The organism is Erwinia billingiae Eb661, from assembly GCF_000196615.1.
Taxonomy (GTDB): Bacteria; Pseudomonadota; Gammaproteobacteria; order Enterobacterales; family Enterobacteriaceae; genus Erwinia; species Erwinia billingiae.
This window is the reverse complement of sequence record NC_014306.1, coordinates 155615-179478: the sequence shown is the minus strand read 5'-3', so window position 1 is coordinate 179478 and position 23864 is coordinate 155615. Positions and strand designations below refer to the sequence as shown.

The 23864-nt window shown below is 56.3% G+C and carries 22 protein-coding genes; 14 read left to right on the top strand and 8 right to left on the bottom strand.

What is annotated here, in order from left to right:
- Positions 1-27: 27 nt before the first annotated feature.
- From metF to metB, 3 genes are all read right to left on the bottom strand, one after another.
- Positions 28-927 (bottom strand): methylenetetrahydrofolate reductase, encoded by a 900-nt coding sequence (metF, locus tag EBC_RS02215; protein ID WP_013200204.1) that lies wholly within the window; start codon positions 925-927, stop codon positions 28-30.
- Positions 928-1150: 223 nt separating this feature from the next.
- A complete protein-coding gene (locus EBC_RS02210; protein ID WP_013200203.1) occupies positions 1151-3580 on the bottom strand; it encodes a bifunctional aspartate kinase/homoserine dehydrogenase II in 2430 nt (809 codons plus the stop codon).
- A 2-nt stretch (positions 3581-3582) separates the two neighbouring features.
- Complete coding sequence (gene metB / locus EBC_RS02205) at positions 3583-4743, bottom strand: cystathionine gamma-synthase (RefSeq protein WP_013200202.1); 1161 nt, start codon at positions 4741-4743, stop codon at positions 3583-3585.
- Positions 4744-5029: 286 nt separating this feature from the next.
- Between metB and metJ the strand changes: the two genes are divergently transcribed.
- On the top strand, positions 5030-5347 hold the full coding sequence (gene metJ / locus EBC_RS02200; protein WP_013200201.1) for a met regulon transcriptional regulator MetJ: 318 nt from the start codon (positions 5030-5032) through the stop codon (positions 5345-5347).
- A 104-nt stretch (positions 5348-5451) separates the two neighbouring features.
- Here the strand turns inward: metJ and EBC_RS02195 are convergent, their stop codons facing one another.
- Positions 5452-6453 carry an aldo/keto reductase gene (locus tag EBC_RS02195; RefSeq protein ID WP_013200200.1) on the bottom strand — a complete coding sequence of 334 codons (1002 nt, stop codon included), beginning with the start codon at positions 6451-6453 and terminating at the stop codon, positions 5452-5454.
- A 99-nt stretch (positions 6454-6552) separates the two neighbouring features.
- On the opposite strand from EBC_RS02195, the gene EBC_RS02190 reads away from it, so the two are divergent.
- The gene (locus tag EBC_RS02190) at positions 6553-7455 is read left to right on the top strand and encodes a LysR family transcriptional regulator (RefSeq protein ID WP_013200199.1); all 903 of its coding nucleotides are present in this window, start codon (positions 6553-6555) and stop codon (positions 7453-7455) included.
- An 81-nt stretch (positions 7456-7536) separates the two neighbouring features.
- Here the strand turns inward: EBC_RS02190 and rpmE are convergent, their stop codons facing one another.
- Positions 7537-7752 (bottom strand): 50S ribosomal protein L31, encoded by a 216-nt coding sequence (rpmE, locus tag EBC_RS02185; protein WP_013200198.1) that lies wholly within the window; start codon positions 7750-7752, stop codon positions 7537-7539.
- A 217-nt stretch (positions 7753-7969) separates the two neighbouring features.
- Between rpmE and priA the strand changes: the two genes are divergently transcribed.
- The 7 genes from priA (at position 7970) to rraA (ending at position 16136) form a co-directional block, all read left to right on the top strand.
- Positions 7970-10168, top strand: coding sequence for a primosomal protein N' (gene priA / locus EBC_RS02180; RefSeq protein WP_013200197.1), 2199 nt, complete (start codon positions 7970-7972; stop codon positions 10166-10168).
- A gap of 192 nt (positions 10169-10360) precedes the next feature.
- On the top strand, positions 10361-11398 hold the full coding sequence (gene cytR / locus EBC_RS02175) for a DNA-binding transcriptional regulator CytR (RefSeq protein ID WP_013200196.1): 1038 nt from the start codon (positions 10361-10363) through the stop codon (positions 11396-11398).
- 168 nt (positions 11399-11566) lie between these two features.
- Positions 11567-12493: a cell division protein FtsN gene (ftsN, locus tag EBC_RS02170; protein WP_041691851.1), complete on the top strand. Its 927-nt coding sequence runs from the start codon at positions 11567-11569 to the stop codon at positions 12491-12493.
- A 90-nt stretch (positions 12494-12583) separates the two neighbouring features.
- A complete protein-coding gene (gene hslV / locus EBC_RS02165; protein WP_013200194.1) occupies positions 12584-13114 on the top strand; it encodes an ATP-dependent protease subunit HslV in 531 nt (176 codons plus the stop codon).
- Between the two features lie 11 nt (positions 13115-13125).
- On the top strand, positions 13126-14457 hold the full coding sequence (gene hslU, locus EBC_RS02160) for an HslU--HslV peptidase ATPase subunit (RefSeq protein ID WP_013200193.1): 1332 nt from the start codon (positions 13126-13128) through the stop codon (positions 14455-14457).
- A 157-nt stretch (positions 14458-14614) separates the two neighbouring features.
- Positions 14615-15544 (top strand): 1,4-dihydroxy-2-naphthoate polyprenyltransferase, encoded by a 930-nt coding sequence (locus tag EBC_RS02155; RefSeq protein ID WP_013200192.1) that lies wholly within the window; start codon positions 14615-14617, stop codon positions 15542-15544.
- A gap of 106 nt (positions 15545-15650) precedes the next feature.
- Positions 15651-16136 (top strand): ribonuclease E activity regulator RraA, encoded by a 486-nt coding sequence (gene rraA, locus EBC_RS02150; RefSeq protein WP_013200191.1) that lies wholly within the window; start codon positions 15651-15653, stop codon positions 16134-16136.
- 45 nt (positions 16137-16181) lie between these two features.
- Here rraA and zapB read toward each other — a convergent pair whose 3' ends face one another.
- Entirely contained in the window at positions 16182-16421 is a 240-nt protein-coding gene (gene zapB / locus EBC_RS02145) for a cell division protein ZapB (RefSeq protein ID WP_013200190.1), read from the bottom strand.
- Positions 16422-16869: 448 nt separating this feature from the next.
- On the opposite strand from zapB, the gene EBC_RS02140 reads away from it, so the two are divergent.
- The 3 genes from EBC_RS02140 (at position 16870) to glpX (ending at position 20376) form a co-directional block, all read left to right on the top strand.
- Complete coding sequence (locus EBC_RS02140; protein WP_013200189.1) at positions 16870-17718, top strand: MIP/aquaporin family protein; 849 nt, start codon at positions 16870-16872, stop codon at positions 17716-17718.
- Between the two features lie 32 nt (positions 17719-17750).
- On the top strand, positions 17751-19265 hold the full coding sequence (gene glpK, locus EBC_RS02135) for a glycerol kinase GlpK (protein ID WP_013200188.1): 1515 nt from the start codon (positions 17751-17753) through the stop codon (positions 19263-19265).
- A 100-nt stretch (positions 19266-19365) separates the two neighbouring features.
- Positions 19366-20376, top strand: a complete 1011-nt coding sequence (glpX, locus tag EBC_RS02130; protein WP_013200187.1) for a class II fructose-bisphosphatase — start codon at positions 19366-19368, stop codon at positions 20374-20376.
- Positions 20377-20463: 87 nt separating this feature from the next.
- Here the strand turns inward: glpX and emrD are convergent, their stop codons facing one another.
- The gene (gene emrD / locus EBC_RS02125) at positions 20464-21642 is read right to left on the bottom strand and encodes a multidrug efflux MFS transporter EmrD (RefSeq protein ID WP_013200186.1); all 1179 of its coding nucleotides are present in this window, start codon (positions 21640-21642) and stop codon (positions 20464-20466) included.
- A gap of 305 nt (positions 21643-21947) precedes the next feature.
- Between emrD and fpr the strand changes: the two genes are divergently transcribed.
- A complete protein-coding gene (gene fpr / locus EBC_RS02120) occupies positions 21948-22694 on the top strand; it encodes a ferredoxin--NADP(+) reductase (RefSeq protein ID WP_013200185.1) in 747 nt (248 codons plus the stop codon).
- On the opposite strand, the gene EBC_RS02115 is transcribed toward fpr, so the two are convergent.
- Positions 22685-23128 (bottom strand): DUF805 domain-containing protein, encoded by a 444-nt coding sequence (locus EBC_RS02115; protein ID WP_013200184.1) that lies wholly within the window; start codon positions 23126-23128, stop codon positions 22685-22687. The genes fpr and EBC_RS02115 overlap by 10 nt on opposite strands.
- A 90-nt stretch (positions 23129-23218) precedes the next feature.
- Here EBC_RS02115 and EBC_RS02110 point away from each other — a divergent pair, with 90 nt between their 5' ends.
- Entirely contained in the window at positions 23219-23812 is a 594-nt protein-coding gene (locus tag EBC_RS02110; protein WP_013200183.1) for a DUF1454 family protein, read from the top strand.
- Positions 23813-23864 lie beyond the last annotated feature (52 nt).

Here is a 23864-nt window from a genome sequence, read left to right as displayed (position 1 = left end):
CGTCTTTTTTCCTTTATTTCATCCGTTTCAGACGACGGCACCGCGCGGGCGAACGCCCAGCGTGTGGCAGATAGCGTAGCTCAGCTCTGCGCGATTCAAGGTGTAGAAATGGAAATCCTTCACCCCTTCACGACTGAGGATCTTCACCATATCCATGGCGACGTTGGCGCCAACCATTTTGCGCGTTTCAGGATCGTCGTCCAGCCCTTCAAACATGCTGGTCATCCAGCCCGGCACGCGCACGTTGGTCATGGTGGCAAAACGCTGCAGCTGCTTAAAGTTTGAAACCGGCAGAATGCCCGGGACGATTTCCACATCAATGCCGGCGGTCACGCAGCGATCGCGGAAACGCAGGTAGCTTTCCACGTCGAAGAAGAACTGGGTGATGGCACGGTTGGCACCGGCATCGACCTTACGCTTAAGGTTGATCAGGTCAGCCTGCGCGCTTTTCGCTTCCGGATGGACTTCCGGATAGGCGGCAACAGAGATATCAAAATCCCCAACGTCTTTCAGCAGGCCGACCAGATCGGCACCGTACATTTCCGGCTTACCGCTGCCCGGTGGCAGGTCACCCCGCAACGCCACGATATGGCGAATACCGTTGTTCCAGTAGTCCTGGGCGATGGTGCGCAGCTCGTCGCGAGTGGCATCCACACAGGTCAGATGCGGTGCCGCTTCCAGCCCGGTGCGATCCTTAATGCCTTTGATAATGCTGTGGGTACGGTCACGTTCGCCGGAGTTGGCGCCGTAGGTCACCGACACAAATTTAGGTTTCAGGCTGCTGAGACGATCGATAGAGTTCCACAGAGTTTGTTCCATTTCACTGGTACGCGGCGGGAAAAATTCAAAAGAGACGTTAATTTGCCCGTTCAGTTCGGCCAGATTCTGGTTCAACGCGTCGCGCTGATTGGCGTGGAAAAAACTCATACCTGCTTACCTCATCGATCGCTGCAATAGAATAAAAATCCCTCGCTGAACATCCATACGTTTAGACGTCCAGACATTCAAAATGAACGAAATCGCTTATTCAGTCAACAGATAGTTGGTCAACATGCGTGACAAATTCTCACTCAAGTTGAACAGACTTCATGATGGCAGGAAAATTTTGAGGAAAATCAGGGGCCAGCGGATGCCGGCCCCGAAGACAGGATTACAGCAGTTGTGCCAGACGGTTCAGGTCAGACTGAATGGCACCGGCGGTCACATCACGGCCAGCCCCCGGCCCACGGATAACCAGCGGGTTATCACGATACCAACGGCTTTCAATCGCGAAGACGTTATCGCACGGCAGCAGTGAAGCCAGCGGATGCTCGCTGCGCACCGCTTCCACACCCACGCGCGCTTTGCCATTGGCATCGAAGCGCGCCACGTAGCGCAGCAACAGCCCCATTTCCTGAGCGGCTTCAAAACGCTGCTGCATCTGGTCGTTCAACGCCTCACCATTTTCGAAGAAGTGATCGACCGACTCGCCCTTACAGCTGTCCGGCACCAGCGACTCGACGCGAACCTGATCCGGCTCGATGTCATAACCCGCTTCACGCGCCAGGATCACCAGCTTACGCATCACGTCCTGACCGGAGAGATCCACTCGCGGATCGGGCTCGGTCAGTCCCTGCTGCCAGGCTTGATCCACCAGCTCGGTAAAAGGCACCGTGCCGTCATACTGCAAGAACAGCCAGGAGAGCGTGCCGGAGAAGATGCCGCTGAGTGACAGAATGCTGTCGCCGCTTTCACGCAGATCGCGCACCGTATGGTTCACCGGCAAGCCCGCGCCGACGGTGGCGTTATACAACCACTGGCTGCCGGTCTTGGCGAACGCATCGCGGATCTGGCGATAACGATCGGTCGTTGACGCGCCCGCCACTTTATTGGCGCTGACCACATGGAAGCCGTAGCTGGCGAAATCCAGATACTGATCGGCCAGCGTTTCGCTGGCGGTGACATCCAGCACCACCAAATCATCATACGGGTGGGCACGCATCCACAGGAACAGCGACTCTTCATCCTGCTCGACCGCTTCATCTTCGAAGAAAGCCAGCGCGCGGGAGGCGTCCAGTCCGTCATAGTTCAGCAGGCTGCGGCGGCTGTCCACCACCCCAGCCAGCAGAAATTCGAAGCCGGTGCGGGCAGAGAGGATTTCCTGCTCACGTCCGAACAACTCCAGCCAGCGTGAACCGATATTGCCTTTGCCGAACAGCACCAGGCCAATACGCTTTTCCGCACGGAACAGCGAGTGGTGCAGGCCTCTGATCAGGCTTTCGGTCGGGCCAACACGCAACACCGCGACCAGACTGATTCCGTCTTCAGACTGCCAGATAAATTCTACCGGCTGATCTTTCAACTGCTGCCAGAAGCGGTGGCTGTGCAGCGGGTTACGGCAGACGCCCGCACCGACCATTGCCACCAGCGCCATGCCTTCACGCAGCTGAATGCGGCCAGGGATGCCCGCATCCTGCAGCAGATCCAGCGCGCTGCTGACCACTTCAGAGGTGTAGCACAGCTGAATAAGATTGCGGTCGGGATGCACACCGGTGGCCAGCGGACGCAGCTGCGCGCGTTTCAACAGGTGATCGATCTCTTTATGCTGAGAGGCAAAGTCGTGCTGCGAAGGCACATGGAACTCAATCAGACAGACGTCATCATGGCTGGTGACAATCCTTGCGCCCGTTCCGGAAGCCAGCACGCGCTCAATGCGGGTTGAACCCTGCTCAGGCTGATAGCTGCAACGCAGTTGCAGATCGATATCGCTGCCGGAGACGGGTTGCAGAGTACGGGTGTGCAGAACCGGCGCGGCGAGGCGCGCAAGTTCACTGGCTTCATCCAGACGAAGCAGCGGCAACAGGCAGGCATCCTTTACCTTGCGCGGATCGGCACTGTAGACGCCCGCCACGTCGCTCCAGATGGTGACGCGGGACACGCCCGCCAGCGCACCAATTTGCGTGGCTGAGTAGTCACTGCCGTTGCGACCGAGCAGCACCGTTTCACCCGCTTCATTGCGGCAGATAAAACCGGTGACCACCAGACGACGGTTGGGATGCTGGATCATCAGCTGCTGTAGCAGCGGCCAGGATTTCCCTTCGTCCACTTCCGGTTGCGCAGCACGCTCAGCACAGAGGAATTCACGCGCGTCCAGCCAACTGGACGCGATATCTTGCCGTGTCAGCACCGCAGCCATCAGCCTGGCGGACCAGATTTCGCCGTGTCCCACCACTTCGGCATAAACTGCATCGGTGATTTTGCCGTCCAGCAGCGCAGCGAGTTTTTCCAGATCGTGAATAAACTCGGCAATCATGCCGTCTGCCTGAGCAGGTGGCAGCAAGCTGGCAATCAGCTCGCTCTGATAGCGACGCAGCGCCTGCTGCACCTGGTGAGCCGATAACCGATCGCTCTGGCTTAACTTCAGCCAGCTGATCAACTGGTTGGTCGTGCTCCCCGCAGCGGAGACCACCATGATATCGCCGGGATGGCTGTATTCCGCCATGATCCCCGCCACACGCAGGTAACATTTGGCGTCCGCAAGACTGCTTCCACCAAATTTATGCAACTGACGCGTACCTGCTGCCACTGCTGACTGACTCATACTTACCTCTCGGCCGCTATCCGGAATGCATTATCCAGATCGGCGATTAAATCTTCGTGGTCTTCAATTCCAACTGACACGCGCAACAGCGTCTCAGAAATACCTGCGGCGGCACGGGCTTCAGCCGACATGCCTGCGTGGGTCATGGTTGCGGTGTGAGAAATCAGGCTTTCCACGCCACCCAGTGACTCTGCCAGCGTGAACAATTCCAGCGCTTTCAGGAAACGGCGTAAGGTCTGCTCATCGCCATCCAGCTCGAAACTGAGCATCGCGCCAAAGCCTTTTTGCTGACGAACGGCAAACTGGTGGCCCGCGTTTTCCGGCAGGGAAGGATGATACAACTTTTTGACCAACGGTTGTTGCTTCAGGTAATCAACGATGGCTAACGCATTGCGTTGTGCCGCCGCCATACGCGGTGCCAGCGTGCGCATGCCGCGCAGCAGCAGATAGCTGTCGAACGCGCTGCCGGTGGCACCAATATTGTTTGCCCACCACGCCAGCTCGGTCACCAGCGCCGGGTCTTTCGCGATCACCGCGCCCGCTACCACATCAGAGTGGCCGTTCAGGTATTTGGTGCACGAGTGCAGCACCACGTCAGCGCCGAGCGCCAGCGGGTTCTGTAAGGCCGGGCTGAGGAAGGTATTGTCCACCACGGTAATGGCACCGGCTTCCGCAGACGCTTTGCAGATGGCGGCGATATCCACCACGCGCAGCAGCGGATTGCTTGGGCTTTCGATCAGCACCAGCTTCGGCTTTTCGGCCAGCGCCGCGTTCAGTGCCGCTTCATCGCCCTGATCGACAAACTTCACGCGGTACGCACCGCGTTTGCTCAGGCTGTCGAACAGGCGATAGCTGCCGCCGTAGCAGTCGTGCGGGGCCACCAGCAGATCGCCAGGCTTCAGGAATACCGTGCACACCAGGTTAATGGCTGACATCCCGGTATTGGTCATCACCGCACCGGCACCGCCTTCCAGCTCGGCCAGCGCACGCTGAACCACATCGCGCGTCGGGTTGCCACGGCGAGAGTAGTCATGGGCGCGAGGCTCGTTGAAATCGGTAAAGTTATAGGTGCTGGAAAGGTGGATCGGCGGGACAACGCAGCCATATTGCTCGTCATCATTCAAACCGCTGCGTACTGCGATGGTTGCCTGTTTACGCGTCATGGTGCAAATATTCCTGACTGGATAATAAAGAAGAGCCCTAGCATAACAGCGCAAAGATGGACGTCAATACATCTGGACATCTAAATGTCTTTGCGTATAGATTGAGCAAACCGACAATAACCGTTAAGATTATGACGCTATAGCCGACAGAAAGTTGAGCCAATGCAGTGTGATGGTCACTAACTTCGGGCATAATTAGCCGAATTTCGGTATATACCCAACGCTCACAGGCAGGCATGCCGGGAAATAAAGGGTAATTTCAATTTAATGATGACTAAGGTAACCCATGGCTGAATGGAACGGCGAATATATCAGCCCGTACGCTGAGCACGGCAAGAAAAGCGAACAGGTTAAAAAAATCACGGTATCCATTCCGTTGAAAGTATTAAAAATTTTGACCGATGAGCGGACACGCCGTCAGGTTAATAACTTGCGTCATGCCACTAACAGCGAACTGCTTTGCGAAGCGTTTCTGCATGCTTTCACCGGCCAGCCTTTGCCAGATGATGTTGATCTGCGTAAAGAACGCAGCGATGAGATCCCGGAAGAAGCCAAAGCAATCATGCGTGAGATGGGCGTCGATCCCGATACCTGGGAATACTAGGCCCGCCTCAAGGCATAAAAAAATCCGTGAATGGATAGCATTCGCGGATTTTTTTTGGCCGTGATTTAGGGGTTCACCGCCTGTGCGGATCGCCTTTACGGCATTCAGTCACGCTCAACCAGCCCAAACTCACCGGCGTTATAACGTTCTCCCGCGATATTGCCAACGCTGAATAAGCGGTCAAGATGGCTGACATCGCCAGCCGCCAGCGCAATCTCGGTGGCTTTGCAGTTATCTTCCAGGTTGGCGATTTTACTCGCGCCAGGGATGGGTACGATGTTCTGCCCTTTCGCCAGCACCCAGGCCAGCGCGATCTGGGCGGACGTCGCGCCATAACCTGATGCCATCTCCGCCAACTGGGCGAGCAGCTTGTTGTTTTGCGCCAGGGCATCGGGCTGGAAACGCGGCAGCGTTCTGCGATAGTCGAAGGCATCAAGCGTGTCAGGATCGGGCAACTTGCCGGTCAGGAAGCCGCGTCCAAGCGGACTGTACGGCACGAAACCGATGTTCAGCTGCTGACAGGTAGCCAAAACGCCCTGTTCAACATCCCGGCTCCACAACGAGTATTCGCTCTGTAAAGCGGTGACCGGATAGACAGCCTGCGCTCTTCTCAACGTCTCGCTGGAGACTTCGGACAGGCCGATATGCTGGATTTTACCTTCGCGCACCAGATCTGCCAGCGTGCCCATCACCGCTTCAATCGGCACCGCAGGATCGGGACGGTGCTGATAAAACAGGTCCAGCGTCTCAACGTTGAGCCTTTTTAACGACGCTTCCGCCACGGCGCGGATATTCGCCGGTTGGCTGTTAACGCCTTTAATCCGTTCCCACCCTTCCCCCTGGTCAGTGATGTTAAAGCCGAATTTCGTTGCGACCTTAATCCGTCCCTGATACCCCTTCAGGGCCTCTGCCAGCAGTTCCTCGTTATTGAAAGGCCCGTAAACTTCCGCCGTATCGAGAAAATCCACGCCCAGATCGAACGCACGGTGGAGGGTGTTGATCGCCTGCTGGCGATCGTTGTGACCGTAAGCGAAAGTCATCCCCATGCAGCCGAGGCCGATGGCCGAGACCTCAAAACCCTGACTGCCTAATGTTCTGCGCTTCATTTTCTTCTCCGGTAATTGGCGACAGAACCGTTATACTTTGCTCAGATTTATTCAACAATTGATGCCTTTTAAGCAGATTAGTGAAAAATAATCACGAATATGAAAACACGCGCCACGCTGCAGGAATTAGAGATTTTCACCGCCATCGCCCGCCATCTTAACTTTGGCAAAGCGGCGAAGGAGCGAAACGTCACGCCCTCGACGCTCAGTCACACCATGACCAATCTGGAACAGCGCATCGGCGTTCGCTTGCTGAATCGCACCACGCGCAGCGTTTCACTGACTGATGCCGGGAAAGCATTTTTACTGCGTATTGAACCGGCGATGCTGGATCTTTCGTTGGCGGTGGATGAACTGAATCACTGGCGGGTCGATCCGCGCGGCACGCTGCGGTTGAATATGCCGCGCAGCGCCGAAGCCCTGTACCTGCAGTCATTGCTGCTGCCCTTTCGCCAGCAGTATCCCGATATCGCGCTGGAGGTCACGACCAGTGACAGTCTGGTGAACATTGTCGAAGGGGGATTTGATGCGGGCGTTCGTTTTGGCGAGGCCATCCCGCAGGATATGGTGGCGATCCCCTTTGGCAGAAAATTGCGGGGAGCGGTGATCGCCAGCCCGGCGTATATTGCGCTACATGGCGTCCCTAAGCACCCTCAGGAATTAATCAACTTTCCCTGTATCCAGCGACGTTTTCCCAGTGGGATGAACTACAAATGGGAATTCAGTGATGCAGGGAAACCACTGGCGGTTGCGGTGGTGGGCAGCCTGACGCTGGACAATGATTTTGTGATGGCAGACGCGGCGAGCGCGGGTGCAGGATTGGCTTTTGTGTTTAAAGAGCTGGTGCAAAACCGGTTGGATAACGGTGAGCTGGTGGAAGTGCTGGCGGATTTTGCCGCCCCGGCTGAAAGCTTCTGGCTTTACTATCCCGGCAGGAAATACACCTCAACGCCGCTGCGCTGTTTCATTGAGTGGCTGCAGGCGTTTAACCGCCAGCCCTGAGCGGAATGACAGGCATAAAAAAACCCAGCCGTAGCTGGGTTTTCATCACTTGCGAAACGGAGACCGTTTCTTTCAGGCAACTTACTTGCTGCTGCCAGGCATAGTGAAACGCTTGTTGAAGCGGTCAACACGACCACCGCTAGCAACGTCACGCTGCTTACCGGTGTAGAACGGGTGGCAGTTACCACACACGTCCAGGTTCAGGTCGTGACCCACGGTTGAGCGGGTTTTGATTTCGTTACCGCAAGAACATTTAGCAGTAACTTCAGCGTAATTAGGGTGAATACCTTTTTTCATGGGAAACCTCAGTTAAGGCCGTGTCGCTCTCCCGTGCCAGGATTATTCCTGCACCGGCACCACACGCGGATTAATAATAACAGGTGTTTTGATACCAATAATGCCGTATCAACGGCGGCAAACTATACAGAAAGGTAACGTCTGCTGCAATCGAATCCGCACATTACGGAAGACACAGTGTACACTATCTCGCTCATAATTTCATCCGGATGATTTCATGCCCGTTGTTCAGGTCGCGCTACCCGTCCCGCTTGCCCGCAATTTTGACTATGCGTTACCCGCTCATCTGCCGTTACCGGTAGCCGGCGCGCGCGTCAGCGTGCCTTTTGGCAAGCGCAAGGCGATTGGCGTGGTGGTCGGCACGTCTGAAACCAGCGATTTCCCGTTGGATCAGCTAAAAGCCGTGCATGAAGTGTTGGACGAGGCGTCACTCTATCCGCCGGCGCTGTGGCGCATTCTGCTGTGGGCCGCCGACTATTATCACTATCCGCTGGGCGAAGTGCTGTTTCACGCCATGCCGGTGCTGCTGCGACAGGGGAAACCCGCGCAGGACGCGCCGATCTATCAATGGTTCCTCAGCGAGTCAGGGAAAGAAACGGCCCCGGAAAGCCTGAAGCGTGCGCCGAAGCAGCAGCAGGCGCTCGCCGCGCTGCGTCAGCGCCCGCTCTATCGCCACGAAGTCAGCCAGCACGATATTACCGACGCCACGCTGCAGGCGCTGCGGGCGAAAGGCCTGTGCGATCTGCGCGCGCAGCCACGGGCTCAGCAGGACTGGCGCACCGACTATGCGGTGAAAGGCGAGCGGTTAAGGTTGAATACCGAACAGGCCACCGCCGTGGGCGCGATCCGCAGCGAAGACGATCATTTTGCCGCCTGGCTGCTGGCCGGGATCACCGGTTCCGGTAAAACAGAAGTCTATCTCAGCGTGCTGGAGAATGTGCTGGCGAACGGCGGTCAGGCGCTGGTACTGGTGCCTGAAATCGGGCTGACGCCGCAAACCATCGCCCGCTTTCGGGAAAGATTTAACGCACCGGTCGACGTGCTGCACTCCGCCCTGAACGACGGCGAACGCCTGGCCGTCTGGCTGCGCGCCCGTCAGGGTGAAACGGCGATTGTTATCGGCACGCGCTCTGCGCTGTTCACGCCCTTCGCACGGCTTGGGGTGATCATCATTGATGAAGAGCACGACAGCTCCTATAAGCAGCAGGAAGGCTGGCGTTATCAGGCTCGCGATCTGGCCGTGTTCCGCGCACGACAGGAAGATATTCCGATTGTGATGGGCACCGCGACGCCCGCGCTGGAAACGCTGCACAACGTGCAGATGGGCAAATACCGCCAGCTCAACCTCAACAAACGTGCCGGTAACGCCCGACAGGCGACGCAACAGCTGATCGACCTGAAAGGGGTGAAATTGCAGGGCGGACTGTCGCCGATGCTGATCAAAAAAATCAGTCAGCACCTCAAAGCGGACAATCAGGTGCTGTTGTTCCTGAACCGTCGCGGTTTCTCTCCCGCCATGCTGTGCCATGAATGCGGCTGGATTGCCGAGTGTCAGCGTTGCGATCGCTACTACACGCTGCACCAGCACCATCGCCAGCTGCGCTGCCACCATTGCGACAGCCAGCGTCCGGTGCCCCATCAATGCCCGCAGTGCGGATCGACCAACCTGGTGCCGGTCGGGCTGGGAACCGAGCAGCTCGAACACAATCTCAGCGAGCAGTTCCCTGACGTTCCGCTGTCGCGCATCGATCGTGATACCACCAGCCGCAAAGGGGCGCTGGAACAGCATCTGGCGGATGTGCATCGGGGCGGCGCGCGCATTCTGGTCGGCACGCAGATGCTGGCCAAAGGTCACCACTTCCCGGATGTGACGCTGGTGTCGTTGCTGGATGTGGATGGCGCGCTGTTTTCCGCCGACTTCCGTTCAGCCGAGCGCTTCGCCCAGCTTTACACTCAGGTGGCCGGACGCGCAGGCCGTGCGGGTAAGCAAGGAGAAGTGATGCTGCAGACGCACCATCCTGAGCACCCGCTGCTGCAAACCTTGCTGCATCAGGGCTACGATGCCTTTGCCCAGCAGGCGCTGGTCGAGCGCAAAACCGTGTTCCTGCCGCCGTTTACCAGCCATGCGCTGTTCCGCTCCGAAGACCATGATAATCAGCAGTCTGCGCTGTTCTTACAGCAGCTGCGTAATTTGCTGGAAGCCAGCCCGTTAAAAGATGAGGCGTTTTGGGTGATGGGGCCGGTTCCGGCACTGCAACCTAAGCGCGGTGGCCGCTTCCGTTGGCAGTTACTGTTACAGCATCCGTCACGCGCCGTATTACAGCGGTTAATTAAAAATTCACTGCCGCTGATTGGCACCTTGCCGCAGGCGCGAAAAGTGAAATGGACGCTGGATGTGGATCCTACAGAAGGCTAAATCGTCTTACGGGTGCGAGTAACATCGAAAAAAGTCGCACAAGTCACAATTTTTATGCAAATTAAGTAACAGCCTGTCGCCGCATCTGATAAACATGAGTGTCTGGCCTGCAAAATGACCTCTCGCGGCTACTTATAATTAGAATCGTCCCCAAGTGTCAGGTCAGCTCAGGCTGGCGTGAGGAGAAAAGCGTTGGAGCACAATCAAGAGACAACAGGCGCGACCATGAAGGACGTGGCTGAAGAAGCAGGCGTATCAACGGCGACCGTTTCGCGCGCCCTGATGAACCCGGAAAAGGTCTCTGCCGCCACGCGCAAAAAAGTCGAAAAAGCGGTGCTTGCCGTTGGTTACTCCCCTCACGCGATGGCCCGTAGTGCCAAACGCAGCGAATCCCGTACGATCCTGGTGATCGTCCCTGACATCTGTGATCCCTTCTTTAGTGAGATGATCCGCGGCATTGAAGTGGTCGCGGCCGATCAGGGCTATCTGGTACTGATCGGCGACTGCGCTCATCAGAACAAGCAGGAAAAATCCTTTCTCAACCTGGTGATGACCCGTCAAATCGATGGCATGGTGCTGTTGGGTTCACAGGTGCCTTTCGACACCGGGATTGAAGAGCAGCGCAATCTTCCGCCAATGGTGATGGCCAATGAATTTGCGCCTGAGCTTGAGCTGCCAACCGTGCATATCGATAACCTGACCGCGGCCTTCGAAGCGGTTAATCATCTGCTAAAACTCGGCCACAGTCGCATTGCCTGTATTGCCGGTCCGCAGGATATGCCGCTGTGCCAGTATCGTCTGCAGGGCTACATCCAGGCGTTACGCCGCAATGGCCTGGCGGTCGATCCACACTACATTGTGCGCGGCGACTTTACCTTCGATGCCGGTTCGCGGGCGATGAAACATCTGATGACGCTGCCTAAGCCGCCGGACGCGCTGTTCTGTCACAGTGACATCATGGCGCTAGGCGCGATGTCGCAGGCCAAAATCATGGGGTTACGCGTGCCTCAGGATTTATCGCTGATTGGCTTCGATGATATCGAACTGTCCCGTTACAGCGACCCGCAACTGACCACCGTTGCCCAGCCGAGGTTTAATATCGGTCGGGAAGCGATGTTGCTGTTACTCGAACAGCTGCAGGGCAAAACCGTTAACAGCGGTTCCCGCCTGTTAGATTTTGAACTGAAAATTCGCGGCAGTACCGCGCCTTCCCTGCGGGAAAAAGTCTGAAAAGCTCACTATTTCCGTCACCACAGACGCAAAAACAAGATTCAGTGGATTCTTACAGGGATCCCCGCTGGTCAAACTTCCGGCCCTTAAGTAACATGACGGGCTGATAGCCGGGCGCGTCAGCTTTGGTCCGGCCTCACCTTTCATTGAATATTAGCGGAACGATTAGTGGCACAAAAAGATTACGTAGGCCGCGGGCGTTCGACAGGGACGCGTCGCAAGAAGACCAACAGTCGCACTAAAAAGCGCAGTGGTGGTGGTTCAGGAGTTTCAAAAATTATGGTTGTGCTTGCCGTTGCCGTGCTGGTGACGTTCGTCGGCGGACTGTGGTTTATTGCCCATCATAAAAAAGAAGAGACGCCGGAAATCCCCGCGCACAAAGCCGTGGGTAACGGCCTTCCGCCTAAACCGGAAGAGCGCTGGCGTTATATCAAAGAGCTGGAAAACCGTCAGATTACCGTTCCCTCACCTGTTGAACCGTCATCAGGTGGCGAAGTGCAATCCAAAACCCAGCTCACCGACGAACAGCGCCAGCTGCTGGAGCAGATGCAGTCTGATATGCGCCAGCAGCCAACGCAGCTGAATGAGGTGCCGTGGAACGAACAGACCCCGGCACAGCGTCAGCAAACGTTGCAGCGTCAACAGCAGCAGAGCCAGTTACAGCAGCAGTCACGGATGCCACAGCAGCAACAGCAGCAACAGGCGCCTCGTCAGGCACCTGTCGCGCCGGTGACCCGGGCAACGCCGGCAGTGCGTGAGCCGGCAGTACGTGAGCCGGTTAAGCAGCAGCAGGCTGCGCCAGCGCAGGCACCGGCACAAACCGCTCAGCAGCCGAAAACGGAGAGCAAACCGAAAGAGGCCGAGAAGTCTCAGCACTGGATGGTGCAGTGTGGTTCGTTCAAAGGGACCGACCAGGCAGAGTCGATTCGTGCACAGCTGGCCTTCGAAGGATTTGAAAGCCGAATCACGACCGGCGGTGGCTGGAATCGCGTAGTGATCGGCCCGTACAACAGCCGTTCTTCGGCTGACAGCACGCTGAAACGTCTGCGCGGATCGGGCCATTCAAATTGTATTCCTCTCGCCTCCGGGGGTTGAAACCCCTTAAAGCCGCCCCATATCTGGTTGCATCAATGCCCCGCAGGTGAACTGCGGGGACATCTTCTGACTGCAACAAGGGGTCTGCCCGTGACAACAATTGTAAGTGTACGACGCAACGGCCAGGTAGTAATTGGCGGTGATGGCCAGGCTACCCTCGGCAACACCGTAATGAAAGGCAACGTCAAAAAAGTGCGTCGTCTCTATAACGACAAAGTCATTGCCGGTTTTGCTGGTGGGACCGCAGATGCCTTTACGCTATTTGAACTCTTCGAACGTAAGCTGGAAATGCATCAGGGCCACCTGGTGAAAGCGGCCGTTGAGTTAGCGAAAGACTGGCGTACCGACCGTATGCTGCGCAAGCTTGAAGCGCTGCTGGCGGTAGCCGATGAAAATGCCTCCCTGATTATTACCGGTAATGGCGACGTCATTCAGCCGGAAAACGATTTAATTGCCATTGGTTCTGGTGGTCCTTACGCGCAGGCTGCTGCCCGTGCGCTGTTGGAAAACACCGAAATCGGCGCACGTGACATCGTTGAAAAAGCGCTGGGTATTGCAGGCGACATCTGCATCTATACCAACCACAACCTCACCATCGAAGCATTACCGTCTAAAGCGTAAGGATCCCAACTATGTCCGAAATGACTCCGCGCGAGATCGTCAGCGAACTGAACAGATTTATCATTGGCCAGGATAATGCCAAGCGCGCCGTGGCGATCGCCTTGCGTAACCGCTGGCGTCGTATGCAGCTCGACGAAGAGCTGCGCCACGAAGTGACGCCAAAAAACATTCTGATGATCGGCCCGACCGGTGTGGGTAAAACAGAAATTGCCCGCCGTCTGGCAAAACTCGCCAACGCGCCGTTTATCAAAGTCGAAGCGACCAAATTCACCGAAGTGGGTTATGTCGGTAAAGAAGTGGATTCCATCATCCGCGACCTGACCGATTCTGCACTGAAGATGGTGCGTTCTCAGGCGATTGAAAAAAATCGTTACCGCGCTGAAGAGATGGCGGAAGAACGCATTCTGGACGTGCTGATCCCACCGGCCAAGAACAACTGGGGCCAGTCTGAAGCGGAAGCCGCACCGTCTGCCGCCCGTCAGTCTTTCCGCAAAAAACTGCGTGAAGGCCAGTTGAACGACAAAGAGATTGAGATCGATCTGGCCTCTTCATCGATGGGCGTTGAAATCATGTCGCCTCCGGGCATGGAAGAGATGACCAATCAGCTGCAGTCGATGTTCCAGAACCTGGGTAACCAGAAGCAGAAGCCGCGTAAGCTGAAAATTCAGGAAGCGATGAAGCTGCTGATTGAAGAAGAAGCCGCCAAACTGGTCAATCCGGAAGAGCTGAAGCAGGAAGCGATCGACGCGGTTGAGCAGCACGGTATCGTCTTTATCGATGAAATCGACAAAGTCTGTAAGCGTGGCGAAAGCTCCGGCCCGGACGTTTCCCGCGAAGGCGTACAGCGCGACCTGCTGCCACTGGTGGAAGGCTGCACCGTATCCACCAAGCACGGCATGGTGAAAACAGACCACATTCTGTTTATCGCGTCGGGTGCGTTCCAGGTTGCCAGCCCGTCAGACCTGATCCCGGAACTGCAGGGTCGTCTGCCAATCCGCGTTGAGCTGCAGGCACTGACCACCCATGATTTCGAGCGCATTCTGACCGAGCCGAGTGCCTCCGTGACCGTGCAGTACAAAGCGCTGATGAAAACCGAAGGCGTGGATATTCACTTCACCGAAGACGGCATCAGCAAGATTGCCGCCGCCGCGTGGCAGGTGAATGAAACCGCCGAGAACATCGGTGCGCGCCGTCTGCATACGGTGCTGGAGCGTCTGATGGAAGATATCTCCTATGACGCCAGCGACCTCAACGGTCAGTCGTTTACCATTGATGCCGAGTATGTTGGAAAGCATCTGGACGAGCTGGTCGCAGACGAAGATTTGAGCCGCTTTATTCTGTAACCGCGCGGCGAAAATCGACACATCAGGAGGCTTCGGCCTCCTTTTTTATTGCCTGAAATCCCTTCCCGGCAGTTGCATCCTTGACGTGGAATAACTCTCTGGCCCGTCGCAGACGCTACCATAGCGCGACGTCTTCCCTCAGCCAGGACCTGCCGCTATGACGGATAATCTGCACCCGATGACCGCAATATCTTCTTCCCGCGCCTGGCTGGAAAGCCTGCGTTTGCGCACGCTGCCGCTGGCCTGTGCCTCGGTGATGACCGGTTCCGCGCTGGCCTGGTGGCAGGGACATTTTAATGCGGGCACCGCCGCGCTGGCACTGCTCACCACCGCCCTGCTGCAAATTCTGTCCAACCTGGCAAATGACTATGGTGATGCCCTGAAAGGCAGCGACACGCCGGCCCGCATCGGGCCACTGCGGGGCATGCAAAAAGGGGCGATTAGTCAGAAGCAGATGCGCAGTGCCCTGATCCTCACCGTGGCCTTGACGATGATATCCGGCGTCGCGCTGGTGATCCGCGCCTGCCAGTCGGTAAACGATTTTTTGGGCTTTATTGCGCTGGGCGCGGTGGCGATCGTCGCCGCCATCGCTTACACCGTCGGCAAGAAACCCTATGGCTATTTAGGATTGGGCGATGCGTCGGTATTAATTTTCTTCGGCTGGCTTGGGGTAATGGGCAGCTACTATCTTCAGGCCCATCAACTCTCCCTGCTACTGCTGTTACCTGCCACAGCCTGTGGGCTGATGGCGGTCGCGGTGCTTAACGTCAATAACATGCGCGATATTGAAAGCGACCAGCAGCATGGCAAGTTTACCCTGGCGGTGCGCTTAGGGGCGAGTGGCGCCAGGCGCTATCATCAGCTAATCCTCACCGCGGCCGTGCTGTGCTGCGCGGTTTTTGCCCTGCTCACTTCGCTGAATCTCGCCGGCTGGTTATTCCTGCTCTCCGCACCGTTGCTGTTCAGACAGGCCCGCTACATTACGCAGCAGCCTTCCGCCGTTGCCATGCGTCCTATGCTGGCGAAAACCGTGAAATCCGCCCTGTTACTCAACCTGCTTTTCTCGCTCGGGCTGGTCCTCAATTAACTGCGATGTGTTTGACTCATCGCAACTTTTAACAATTGATGATTTTGCCAACAGCGGCGAGAAAGCGATATACTTAGAGTTCCTGTGGCAAACAGACGAAACCCTTATGAAATATGATACTTCTGAACTCTGCGACATCTATCACGAAGATGTGAACGTCGTTGAACCGCTCTTTTCAAACTTCGGTGGCCGTACGTCGTTTGGCGGGCAAATCATCACGGTAAAATGTTTCGAGGACAACGGGCTGTTGTACGATCTGCTGGAGGAAAACGGGCGAGGTCGTGTGCTGCTGGTTGATGGCGGCGGTTCAGTGCGTCGTGCGCTGATTGATGCGGCGCTGGCCAGGCTGGCACTGCAGAACGAATGGGAAGGCATTGTGGTGTACGGTTCCGTACGTCAGGTTGACGATCTGGAAGAGCTGGATATTGGCATTCAGGCGATTGCTGCCATTCCGGTCGGTGCTGCGGGTGAAGGCATTGGCGAGAGCGATATTCGCGTCAACTTCGGTGGCGTCACTTTCTTCTCCGGCGATCATCTCTACGCCGACAACACTGGCATTATCCTTTCCGAAGATCCGCTCGATATCGAATAAAAAAAACGGGTGCCACTGGCACCCGTTTCTCTGCTGACCGTTAAATCAGACTTCTTCCATTTTTCCCAACAGGGCGCGCAAACGCTCCTGCCAGACAAGCTGCTCTTCTTTCAGGTGCTGGTTCTCACGCACCACTGATTCGCTATTCCCTGCAGCCTGCTGAACCTGCTGATTCAGGTTGTTGTTCTGCTCTTTCAGCTCTTCAATTTCCATCTGTAACAGGGTGATGGTATCAATCGCCTGTTGTACTTTCGCTTCCAGTTTCTCGAACACTTCAAATGACATTGTAAAAGACCTCTCCAAATCGCCAGGCGTTGATGTTGCCAGCCGCAGATCATGAGGGGATAAGCCGGGATTCCACGGATAACAACGCTTCCCCGATTGTAAGTAGACCCGCGCCCCAAGTCCAGTAGCGAACCCGCACAGGGTGCAGACTGTAACAATTTTCAGCATAGACCTGGAATCTGCAACATTACCCGCAGTATTTGCGGGGCTAATGTTAACGATTTGGGATAAAAATCACCAAATGGAAAATTGAAATGTTGTTTCAGGAAAGCAAAAAGACGCGAAAACGCTCATTTTTATGACACAGCACACAACTTTTGATTTCGCTATTTCTCGTTTATGCTCGTTAACGATAAATTTACATCAGCCCTACATAAGATTTGGGCGGCTCAGGGAGTGAGAAAAAAACGAAGTACAACATTAAACCTCGCCTTCAGGAAATGTCATCATGAGTCAGACAGCAACAAGCACGCTCAAAGGGCAGTGCATCGCCGAATTCCTTGGTGTCGCCACCATTATCTTCTTTGGTGCCGGCTGTGTCGCCGCCATGAAACTGGCTGGTGCAAGTTTTGGTCAGTGGGAAATCAGTATTATCTGGGGGATTGCCGTTGCGATGGCCATCTACCTCAGCGCCGCTATCTCCGGCGCGCATCTGAATCCTGCAGTGACCATTGCACTCTGCCTGTTCGCCAATTTCGAACGCCGTAAAGTTGTGCCGTACATTCTGGCACAAATCGCCGGTGCCTTCTGCTCCGCCGCACTGGTTTACGGTCTCTACTACAATCTGTTCTTTGATTACGAGCAATCGCATCAGATGGTGCGCGGCAGTATCGAGAGCCTCGATTTGGCTGGGATCTTCTCCACCTATCCAAATCCGCACATCGGCGTTGGCCAGGCCTTCCTGGTTGAAGCGGTGATCACCGCGGTGATGATGGGCCTGATTATGGCGCTGACCGATGACGGTAACGGCCTGCCTCGCGGTCCGATGGCTCCGCTGCTGATTGGCCTGCTGATTGCGGTAATCGGTGGCTCAATGGGTCCACTGACCGGCTTCGCACTGAACCCGGCGCGTGATTTCGGACCGAAACTCTTTGCCTGGCTTGCGGGTTGGGGTAACGTCGCCTTTACCGGTGGCCGTGATATCCCGTATTTCCTCGTGCCGATCTTTGGACCGATTGTGGGTGCCAGCCTGGGCGCAGTTGGCTATCGCTATCTGATTGCCCGTAACCTGCCTGGCGCAGCTGTAGTAAAGAAAGACGAGAAGACGATAGCGCGTGCTGAGCAGCGTAAAGCGTAAGTGCTAACCCTTTACACCATCAGGAATGAATTATGACCATAGAAAAAAAATACATTGTCGCGCTCGATCAGGGGACGACCAGCTCTCGTGCCGTGATCCTGGATCATGACTCCAACATCGTTGCCGTCTCCCAGCGCGAATTTCAGCAAATTTATCCTAAGCCCGGCTGGGTTGAGCATGACCCGATGGATATCTGGGCTTCCCAGAGCTCCACGCTGGTAGAAGTGCTGGCGCATGCCGATATTCGTTCAGACGAGATTGCCGCGATCGGTATCACCAACCAGCGTGAAACCACCATTATCTGGGACAAAGAGACCGGCAAGCCGATCTACAACGCTATCGTCTGGCAGGATCCGCGCACCGCTGACTACTGTGCAAAACTGAAAAAAGAAGGGCTGGAAGAGTATATCCAGCACACCACCGGCCTGGTGATTAATCCTTACTTCTCCGGTACCAAGGTGAAGTGGATCCTCGACCACGTGGAAGGCTCACGCGATCGTGCGAAACGTGGCGAGCTGCTGTTCGGTACGGTTGACTCCTGGCTAGTGTGGAAAATGACGCAGGGACGGGTGCACATCACCGATTACACCAACGCCTCGCGTACCATGATGTTTAACATCCACAAGCTGGAGTGGGATCAGCGCATGTTGGATATCCTCGATATCCCGCGTGAAATGCTGCCAGAAGTGAAATCGTCTTCTGAAGTGTACGGCCAGACCAACATTGGTGGTAAAGGCGGTACGCGTATTCCAATCGCCGGTATCGCCGGTGACCAGCAGGCGGCGCTGTACGGCCAGATGTGTGTTCAGCCGGGTATGGCAAAAAATACCTACGGCACCGGCTGCTTTATGTTAATGAACACCGGTACCGAAGCGGTGACCTCAACCAACGGCCTGTTGACCACCATCGCCTGTGGCCCACGCGGTGAAGTGAACTACGCACTGGAAGGCGCGGTATTTATCGGCGGTGCCTCTATCCAGTGGCTGCGCGATGAGATGAAACTGATCGGCGATGCAACCGACTCCGAGTACTTTGCGACTAAGGTGAAGGACAGCAACGGCGTTTATATGGTGCCTGCCTTTACCGGTCTGGGTGCTCCTTACTGGGACCCGTATGCCCGTGGCGCGATCTTCGGCCTGACGCGCGGTGCGAATGCTAACCACATCATCCGTGCCACGCTGGAGTCGATTGCTTATCAGACGCGTGACGTGTTGGAAGCAATGCAGATCGATGCCAATACCCGCCTGCAGTCTCTGCGTGTGGATGGTGGTGCGGTTGCCAACAACTTCCTGATGCAGTTCCAGTCCGACATTCTGGGTACGCGTGTTGAGCGCCCTGAAGTGCTGGAAGTGACCGCGTTAGGTTCAGCGTACCTGGCTGGCCTGGCCGTCGGTTTCTGGTCAGATCTGGATGAAGTGCGTGAAAAAGCGGTGATTGAGCGTGAGTTCCGCCCAAGCATCGAAACCACTCAGCGTAACTACCTCTATGCCGGCTGGAAAAAAGCCGTTTCTCGCGCCCAGGCGTGGGAAGATCAGGACGACTCGTAAGTCTGAAAATTGCCCGTGGCCTCCCGGCTACGGGCTTTTCCCCCTCCCCCGCTTCCCCGCTGTGATAAACTTTCCGCCTCAACATTTCCCGAGGCCAATCATGAAACGAGAACTCGCCATTGAATTTTCACGCGTAACGGAAGCCGCTGCTCTGGCAGGCTACAAGTGGCTGGGACGCGGTGACAAAAACGCCGCAGACGGTGCTGCCGTCCACGCCATGCGCATCATGCTGAACAAAGTGAACATTGACGGCCAGATCGTCATTGGCGAGGGCGAGATTGATGAAGCCCCGATGTTATATATCGGCGAGAAGGTCGGCAGCGGCGAGGGTGATGCGGTAGATATCGCCGTCGATCCGATTGAAGGCACCCGCATGACCGCGATGGGCCAGCCTAATGCGCTGGCGGTGCTGGCGGTTGGCGATAAGGGCACCTTCCTGAATGCGCCCGATATGTATATGGAAAAACTGATTGTCGGGCCCGGCGCGAAAGGCGCAATCGATCTGGCTTTGCCACTCGAAGAGAATCTGAAGCGCGTCGCTGAGGCGCTGCGCAAGCCGCTGTCTGAACTGACCGTCACCATTCTGGCGAAGCCCCGTCACGATGCCGTGATTGCCCAGCTACAGCAGCTTGGCGTGCGGATTTTTGCCATTCCCGATGGCGATGTTGCGGCATCGATCCTGACCTGTATGCCAGACAGTGAAGTGGATGTGATGTACGGCATCGGCGGCGCACCTGAAGGCGTGATCTCGGCGGCGGTGATCCGGGCGATGGATGGCGATATGCAAGGCCGCCTGCTGGCGCGTCATGATGTCAAAGGCGACACGCCGGAGAACCGCGCGCTCGGCGAGCAGGAGCTGAAACGCTGTCAGGAAATGGGCATCGAAGCCGGCAAGGTTTTACGTCTGGACGAGATGGCGCGTAACGATAACGTGATTTTCTCGGCAACCGGCATCACCAGCGGCGACCTGCTGAAGGGCATCACCCGCAACGGCAATATCGCGACCACTGAAACGCTGCTGGTTCGCGGCAAATCCCGCACCATTCGCCGTATTCAGTCGATTCACTACCTCGATCGCAAAGATGAAAATCTGCACCCGTTTATTCTGTAACGCCTGAGTTGTCCGATTCTGTGGACAACTAAAAACGGCCCCGGCAGCAGTGTTGCTGGCGGGGCCGTTTTTTATGGGCGGTCGCGATTAAACCGCCATCGGCTCCGGACGGCGGGAAAGCGGCAGCCAGCACAGCAGGATCAGCAGCGCCATCGCCGACATCAGCATACCCAGGCTGAACTGCCCGGTCTGCGGCAACAGGGCGGAAAGCCATGCAGCCAGACCCGATCCCAGATTCTGCAATCCTCCTAACAACGCCCCCGCGGTCCCGGCCATATAAGGCCAGGGTTCCATGGCACCGGTTGTTGCCAGCGGAAACAGCATCCCGGCCCCAAAGAAGAACACCGCCGCCGGCACGATCAGCGTCCAGATGGTCATCACCCCAAACCAGCCGGGGATCCACATCAACGCCCCGGCCAGCAGGCAGCTGTTCACTGACCACCACATCAACTGCGGGAAAGGTCGGTTATCGCGCCCGGCAAACCAGGCACCAAAGAAGGCCGCCGGGATTGGCAGAATAAACAGCAGGCTGACGGTCAAGCTGTTCAGGCCCAACACGCCGCCCATCAACACGCCACAGCTGGCCTCAAACACCGCGATGCCGCCCAACGCCCCCATCAGCATAATCAGGTAGCGAATAAAGGTGCCATCCGCCAGCAGCGGGCGATAGCGCGAAAATAACCGGCGTTTCTCAACCGGTGCGGGACGCGTCTCCGGTAACCAGCGCAGCATCGCGGTACCTACGCAGAAACACAGCAGCAGCAGGAAAGCAAAACAGGCCTGCCAGCCAAACAGATGCGTCAGCAGCGCGCCAATCACCGGTGCCACCAGCGGGCTGACCAGGATACCCATATTCAGCAGGCTGTTTGCCAGCCTTAATGTGCTGCCGGCATACAAATCGCGCGGCATGGTTCGGGCCATCACGCCCGCTACGCCGGTGCCCAGTCCCTGAATCGCGCTGCCGAGCACCAGCAGATCGAAGGTGGCCGCATTGAGCGCCACCAGGGTACCCACGCAGAAAATCGCCAGACCGGCGAGGATCACCGGGCGGCGGCCGATATTGTCGGACAACGGCCCATACAACAGCTGGGAGCCGCCATAGGTCATCAGGTACGCCGCCATCACCCGTTGTACCGCGCCATCCCGGACGTTAAACGCCTCGGCAATGGTCGCCATCGCCGGGACATAGATGGTCTGCGCCATCTGCCCCACAGCCACCAGCGCGATCAGCATCAGCAACAGATGCCCGTTTTCAATTTTTCTCATTTCAGTCAGCACATTTATCGGCGTTACTCACTTAATTCAGCAATAACGCCAGCAGGAGGGAGTGTTATGCCGGGGAAAATATCAGGATTCGATGACAAAGCGAGAGGCAGGCTGAAAATGGTCAGGCATCCACTGTCAGAGAAAGCAGGCAGCAGCGTAAATCTATCTGTACGTTATAGTGTTTACAGGTGCGGACAATTTGTCGATACGAGCTTTGTCACCGACTGACACTGGAAAATCAGCCGCTGAGTGGAGAAGATACCGCTACGCCACCTTGCCCTTACCCCCGAATAAAGGAGTTATTTATGGCCGAATGGGTTAACGCCAGCATCAAACAGGTGAACGATTTTACCGACAGTTTATTCAGTCTGATCGTTACCGCCCCCATCGACCCGTTTACTGCCGGTCAGTTTGCCAAGCTGGCGCTGGAAATTGACGGAGAGCGCGTACAGCGGGCTTACTCCTTTGTTAATGCCCCGAGCGATAACAATCTGGAGTTCTATCTGGTCACCGTGCCGGAAGGCAAACTCAGCCCGCGCCTGCATGCCCTGAAGCCCGGCGACGAAGTGATGATCACCAAAGAATCGGCCGGTTTTTTTGTCGTGGATGAAGTCCCGGAATGCAAAACGCTGTGGATGCTGGCAACCGGCACCGCCATCGGTCCCTACCTGTCGATTTTGCAGGAAGGCAAAGGCCTGGCGCGCTTTGAGAATATCGTGCTGGTTCATGCCGCCCGCTATGCCCAGGATCTGAGCTACCTGCCGCTGATGCAGCAGCTACAGCAGCGTTACAACGGCCAGTTACGCATCCAGACCGTGGTCAGCCGCGAAGAGATTACCGGTTCACTGACCGGCCGCGTCCCGGCGCTGATTGAGAGCGGTGAGCTGGAATCCGCCGTTGGCCTGCCAATGAATGCTGAAGACAGCCACGTCATGCTGTGCGGCAATCCGCAAATGGTCAGAGACACCCAACAGCTGTTGAAAGAGACCCGCGAGATGCGCAAGCACCTGAAACGTAAGCCCGGCCATATGACCGCCGAGCATTACTGGTAATCAGGCGCCCTGCGACGTAAATAGTTCACCGGGCTGGCCGCTTTACCAAAGCGGTTCTCGCCCGGCGTGCCGCGAAAGGTGCCGAGTTCCAGCGTCATGGTCACCAGGATCAGGGTTGGAATAAAGCATCCCAACGCCCACTGCCAGTTGGCCGGTAACATATCCCAGTCACGCGCCAGTAATACCCAGGCAACCACCAACAGCAGCGCCCAGTAGCCGGTTTTATTGCGATCGTGCAGGCGTTTCACCACCACCGCACCGGTCGGCCATAGCAGACAAACCACGCAAAAAGCCGCAGATTGTGTCGACATAAATCCCCGGTCGGCCAGCCAGAACAGCACCACCATCAGTGCCAGCCACAGCGTCAGCCAGACCCACAGATCCCGGCGTCCTATTCGGCCCCGCCAGGAAAAACACCACGCTTGTAAGGTCATTTTTATCCCCCAGAACAGCGTCAGGCTTTGACTTTGCCGGTCATTGTCCGTTCTAATCTTGAGCTGAATTTATTGGTTAGGGCTGACGGTATGAATAAAGCGATTTTTCTGGGCATCACGTTACTGCTAACGCTTACGGCGGCCAGAGCAGACGACGCCCCTGTTGCGCAGGATCGTACTGAACACCTGCCTGCCGCGCCTTATCTTCAGGCGGGATCGCCCACCTTTGATATGACTATCGGCCAGTTTCGCGAAAAGTATAATGCTATCTACCCAACGTTACAGATTGCTGAATATCGCGCCATCGACAACCGTGGGGACAAAAGTAATTTGACCCGCGCCGCCAGCAAGATCAATGAAAATCTGTACGCGTCGACCGCCCTTGAGCAAGGGACCGGTAAGATCAAAACGTTACAGATAACCTGGCTACCGGTTCCCGGTCCGGATCAGAAGGAAGCGCAGGATAAAGCCCGTGCGTACATGGCCGCCATGGAGCGTTTTTTCGAGCCGACGCTTAACGAAGCGCAAAGCCTGAAACGGCTAGATGATGTGCTGAGCAAAGGGAAAGGATCGCGCTATTACACTCAGGATGAGGGCGCGGTGCGCTACATCGTGGCGGACAATGGCGACAAGGGTCTGACCTTCGCCATCGAGCCGATTAAACTCGCGCTGGCCACCAACTGACCGTCCGCAAAGATGACGAAAAGCAAAGCCTTTCGTGTTTTTGATCTCTATA

Excerpts from the sequence above, each read along its gene's own strand:
- metF (WP_013200204.1), bottom strand. The coding sequence starts at position 927 with ATGAGTTTTTTCCACGCCAATCAGCGCGACGCGTTGAACCAGAATCTG.
- EBC_RS02210 (WP_013200203.1), bottom strand. The coding sequence starts at position 3,580 with ATGAGTCAGTCAGCAGTGGCAGCAGGTACGCGTCAGTTGCATAAATTT.
- metB (WP_013200202.1), bottom strand. The coding sequence starts at position 4,743 with ATGACGCGTAAACAGGCAACCATCGCAGTACGCAGCGGTTTGAATGAT.
- metJ (WP_013200201.1), top strand. The coding sequence starts at position 5,030 with ATGGCTGAATGGAACGGCGAATATATCAGCCCGTACGCTGAGCACGGC.
- EBC_RS02195 (WP_013200200.1), bottom strand. The coding sequence starts at position 6,453 with ATGAAGCGCAGAACATTAGGCAGTCAGGGTTTTGAGGTCTCGGCCATC.
- EBC_RS02190 (WP_013200199.1), top strand. The coding sequence starts at position 6,553 with ATGAAAACACGCGCCACGCTGCAGGAATTAGAGATTTTCACCGCCATC.
- rpmE (WP_013200198.1), bottom strand. The coding sequence starts at position 7,752 with ATGAAAAAAGGTATTCACCCTAATTACGCTGAAGTTACTGCTAAATGT.
- priA (WP_013200197.1), top strand. The coding sequence starts at position 7,970 with ATGCCCGTTGTTCAGGTCGCGCTACCCGTCCCGCTTGCCCGCAATTTT.
- hslU (WP_013200193.1), top strand. The coding sequence starts at position 13,126 with ATGTCCGAAATGACTCCGCGCGAGATCGTCAGCGAACTGAACAGATTT.
- EBC_RS02155 (WP_013200192.1), top strand. The coding sequence starts at position 14,615 with ATGACGGATAATCTGCACCCGATGACCGCAATATCTTCTTCCCGCGCC.
- rraA (WP_013200191.1), top strand. The coding sequence starts at position 15,651 with ATGAAATATGATACTTCTGAACTCTGCGACATCTATCACGAAGATGTG.
- zapB (WP_013200190.1), bottom strand. The coding sequence starts at position 16,421 with ATGTCATTTGAAGTGTTCGAGAAACTGGAAGCGAAAGTACAACAGGCG.
- EBC_RS02140 (WP_013200189.1), top strand. The coding sequence starts at position 16,870 with ATGAGTCAGACAGCAACAAGCACGCTCAAAGGGCAGTGCATCGCCGAA.
- glpK (WP_013200188.1), top strand. The coding sequence starts at position 17,751 with ATGACCATAGAAAAAAAATACATTGTCGCGCTCGATCAGGGGACGACC.
- glpX (WP_013200187.1), top strand. The coding sequence starts at position 19,366 with ATGAAACGAGAACTCGCCATTGAATTTTCACGCGTAACGGAAGCCGCT.
- emrD (WP_013200186.1), bottom strand. The coding sequence starts at position 21,642 with ATGAGAAAAATTGAAAACGGGCATCTGTTGCTGATGCTGATCGCGCTG.
- fpr (WP_013200185.1), top strand. The coding sequence starts at position 21,948 with ATGGCCGAATGGGTTAACGCCAGCATCAAACAGGTGAACGATTTTACC.
- EBC_RS02115 (WP_013200184.1), bottom strand. The coding sequence starts at position 23,128 with ATGACCTTACAAGCGTGGTGTTTTTCCTGGCGGGGCCGAATAGGACGC.
- EBC_RS02110 (WP_013200183.1), top strand. The coding sequence starts at position 23,219 with ATGAATAAAGCGATTTTTCTGGGCATCACGTTACTGCTAACGCTTACG.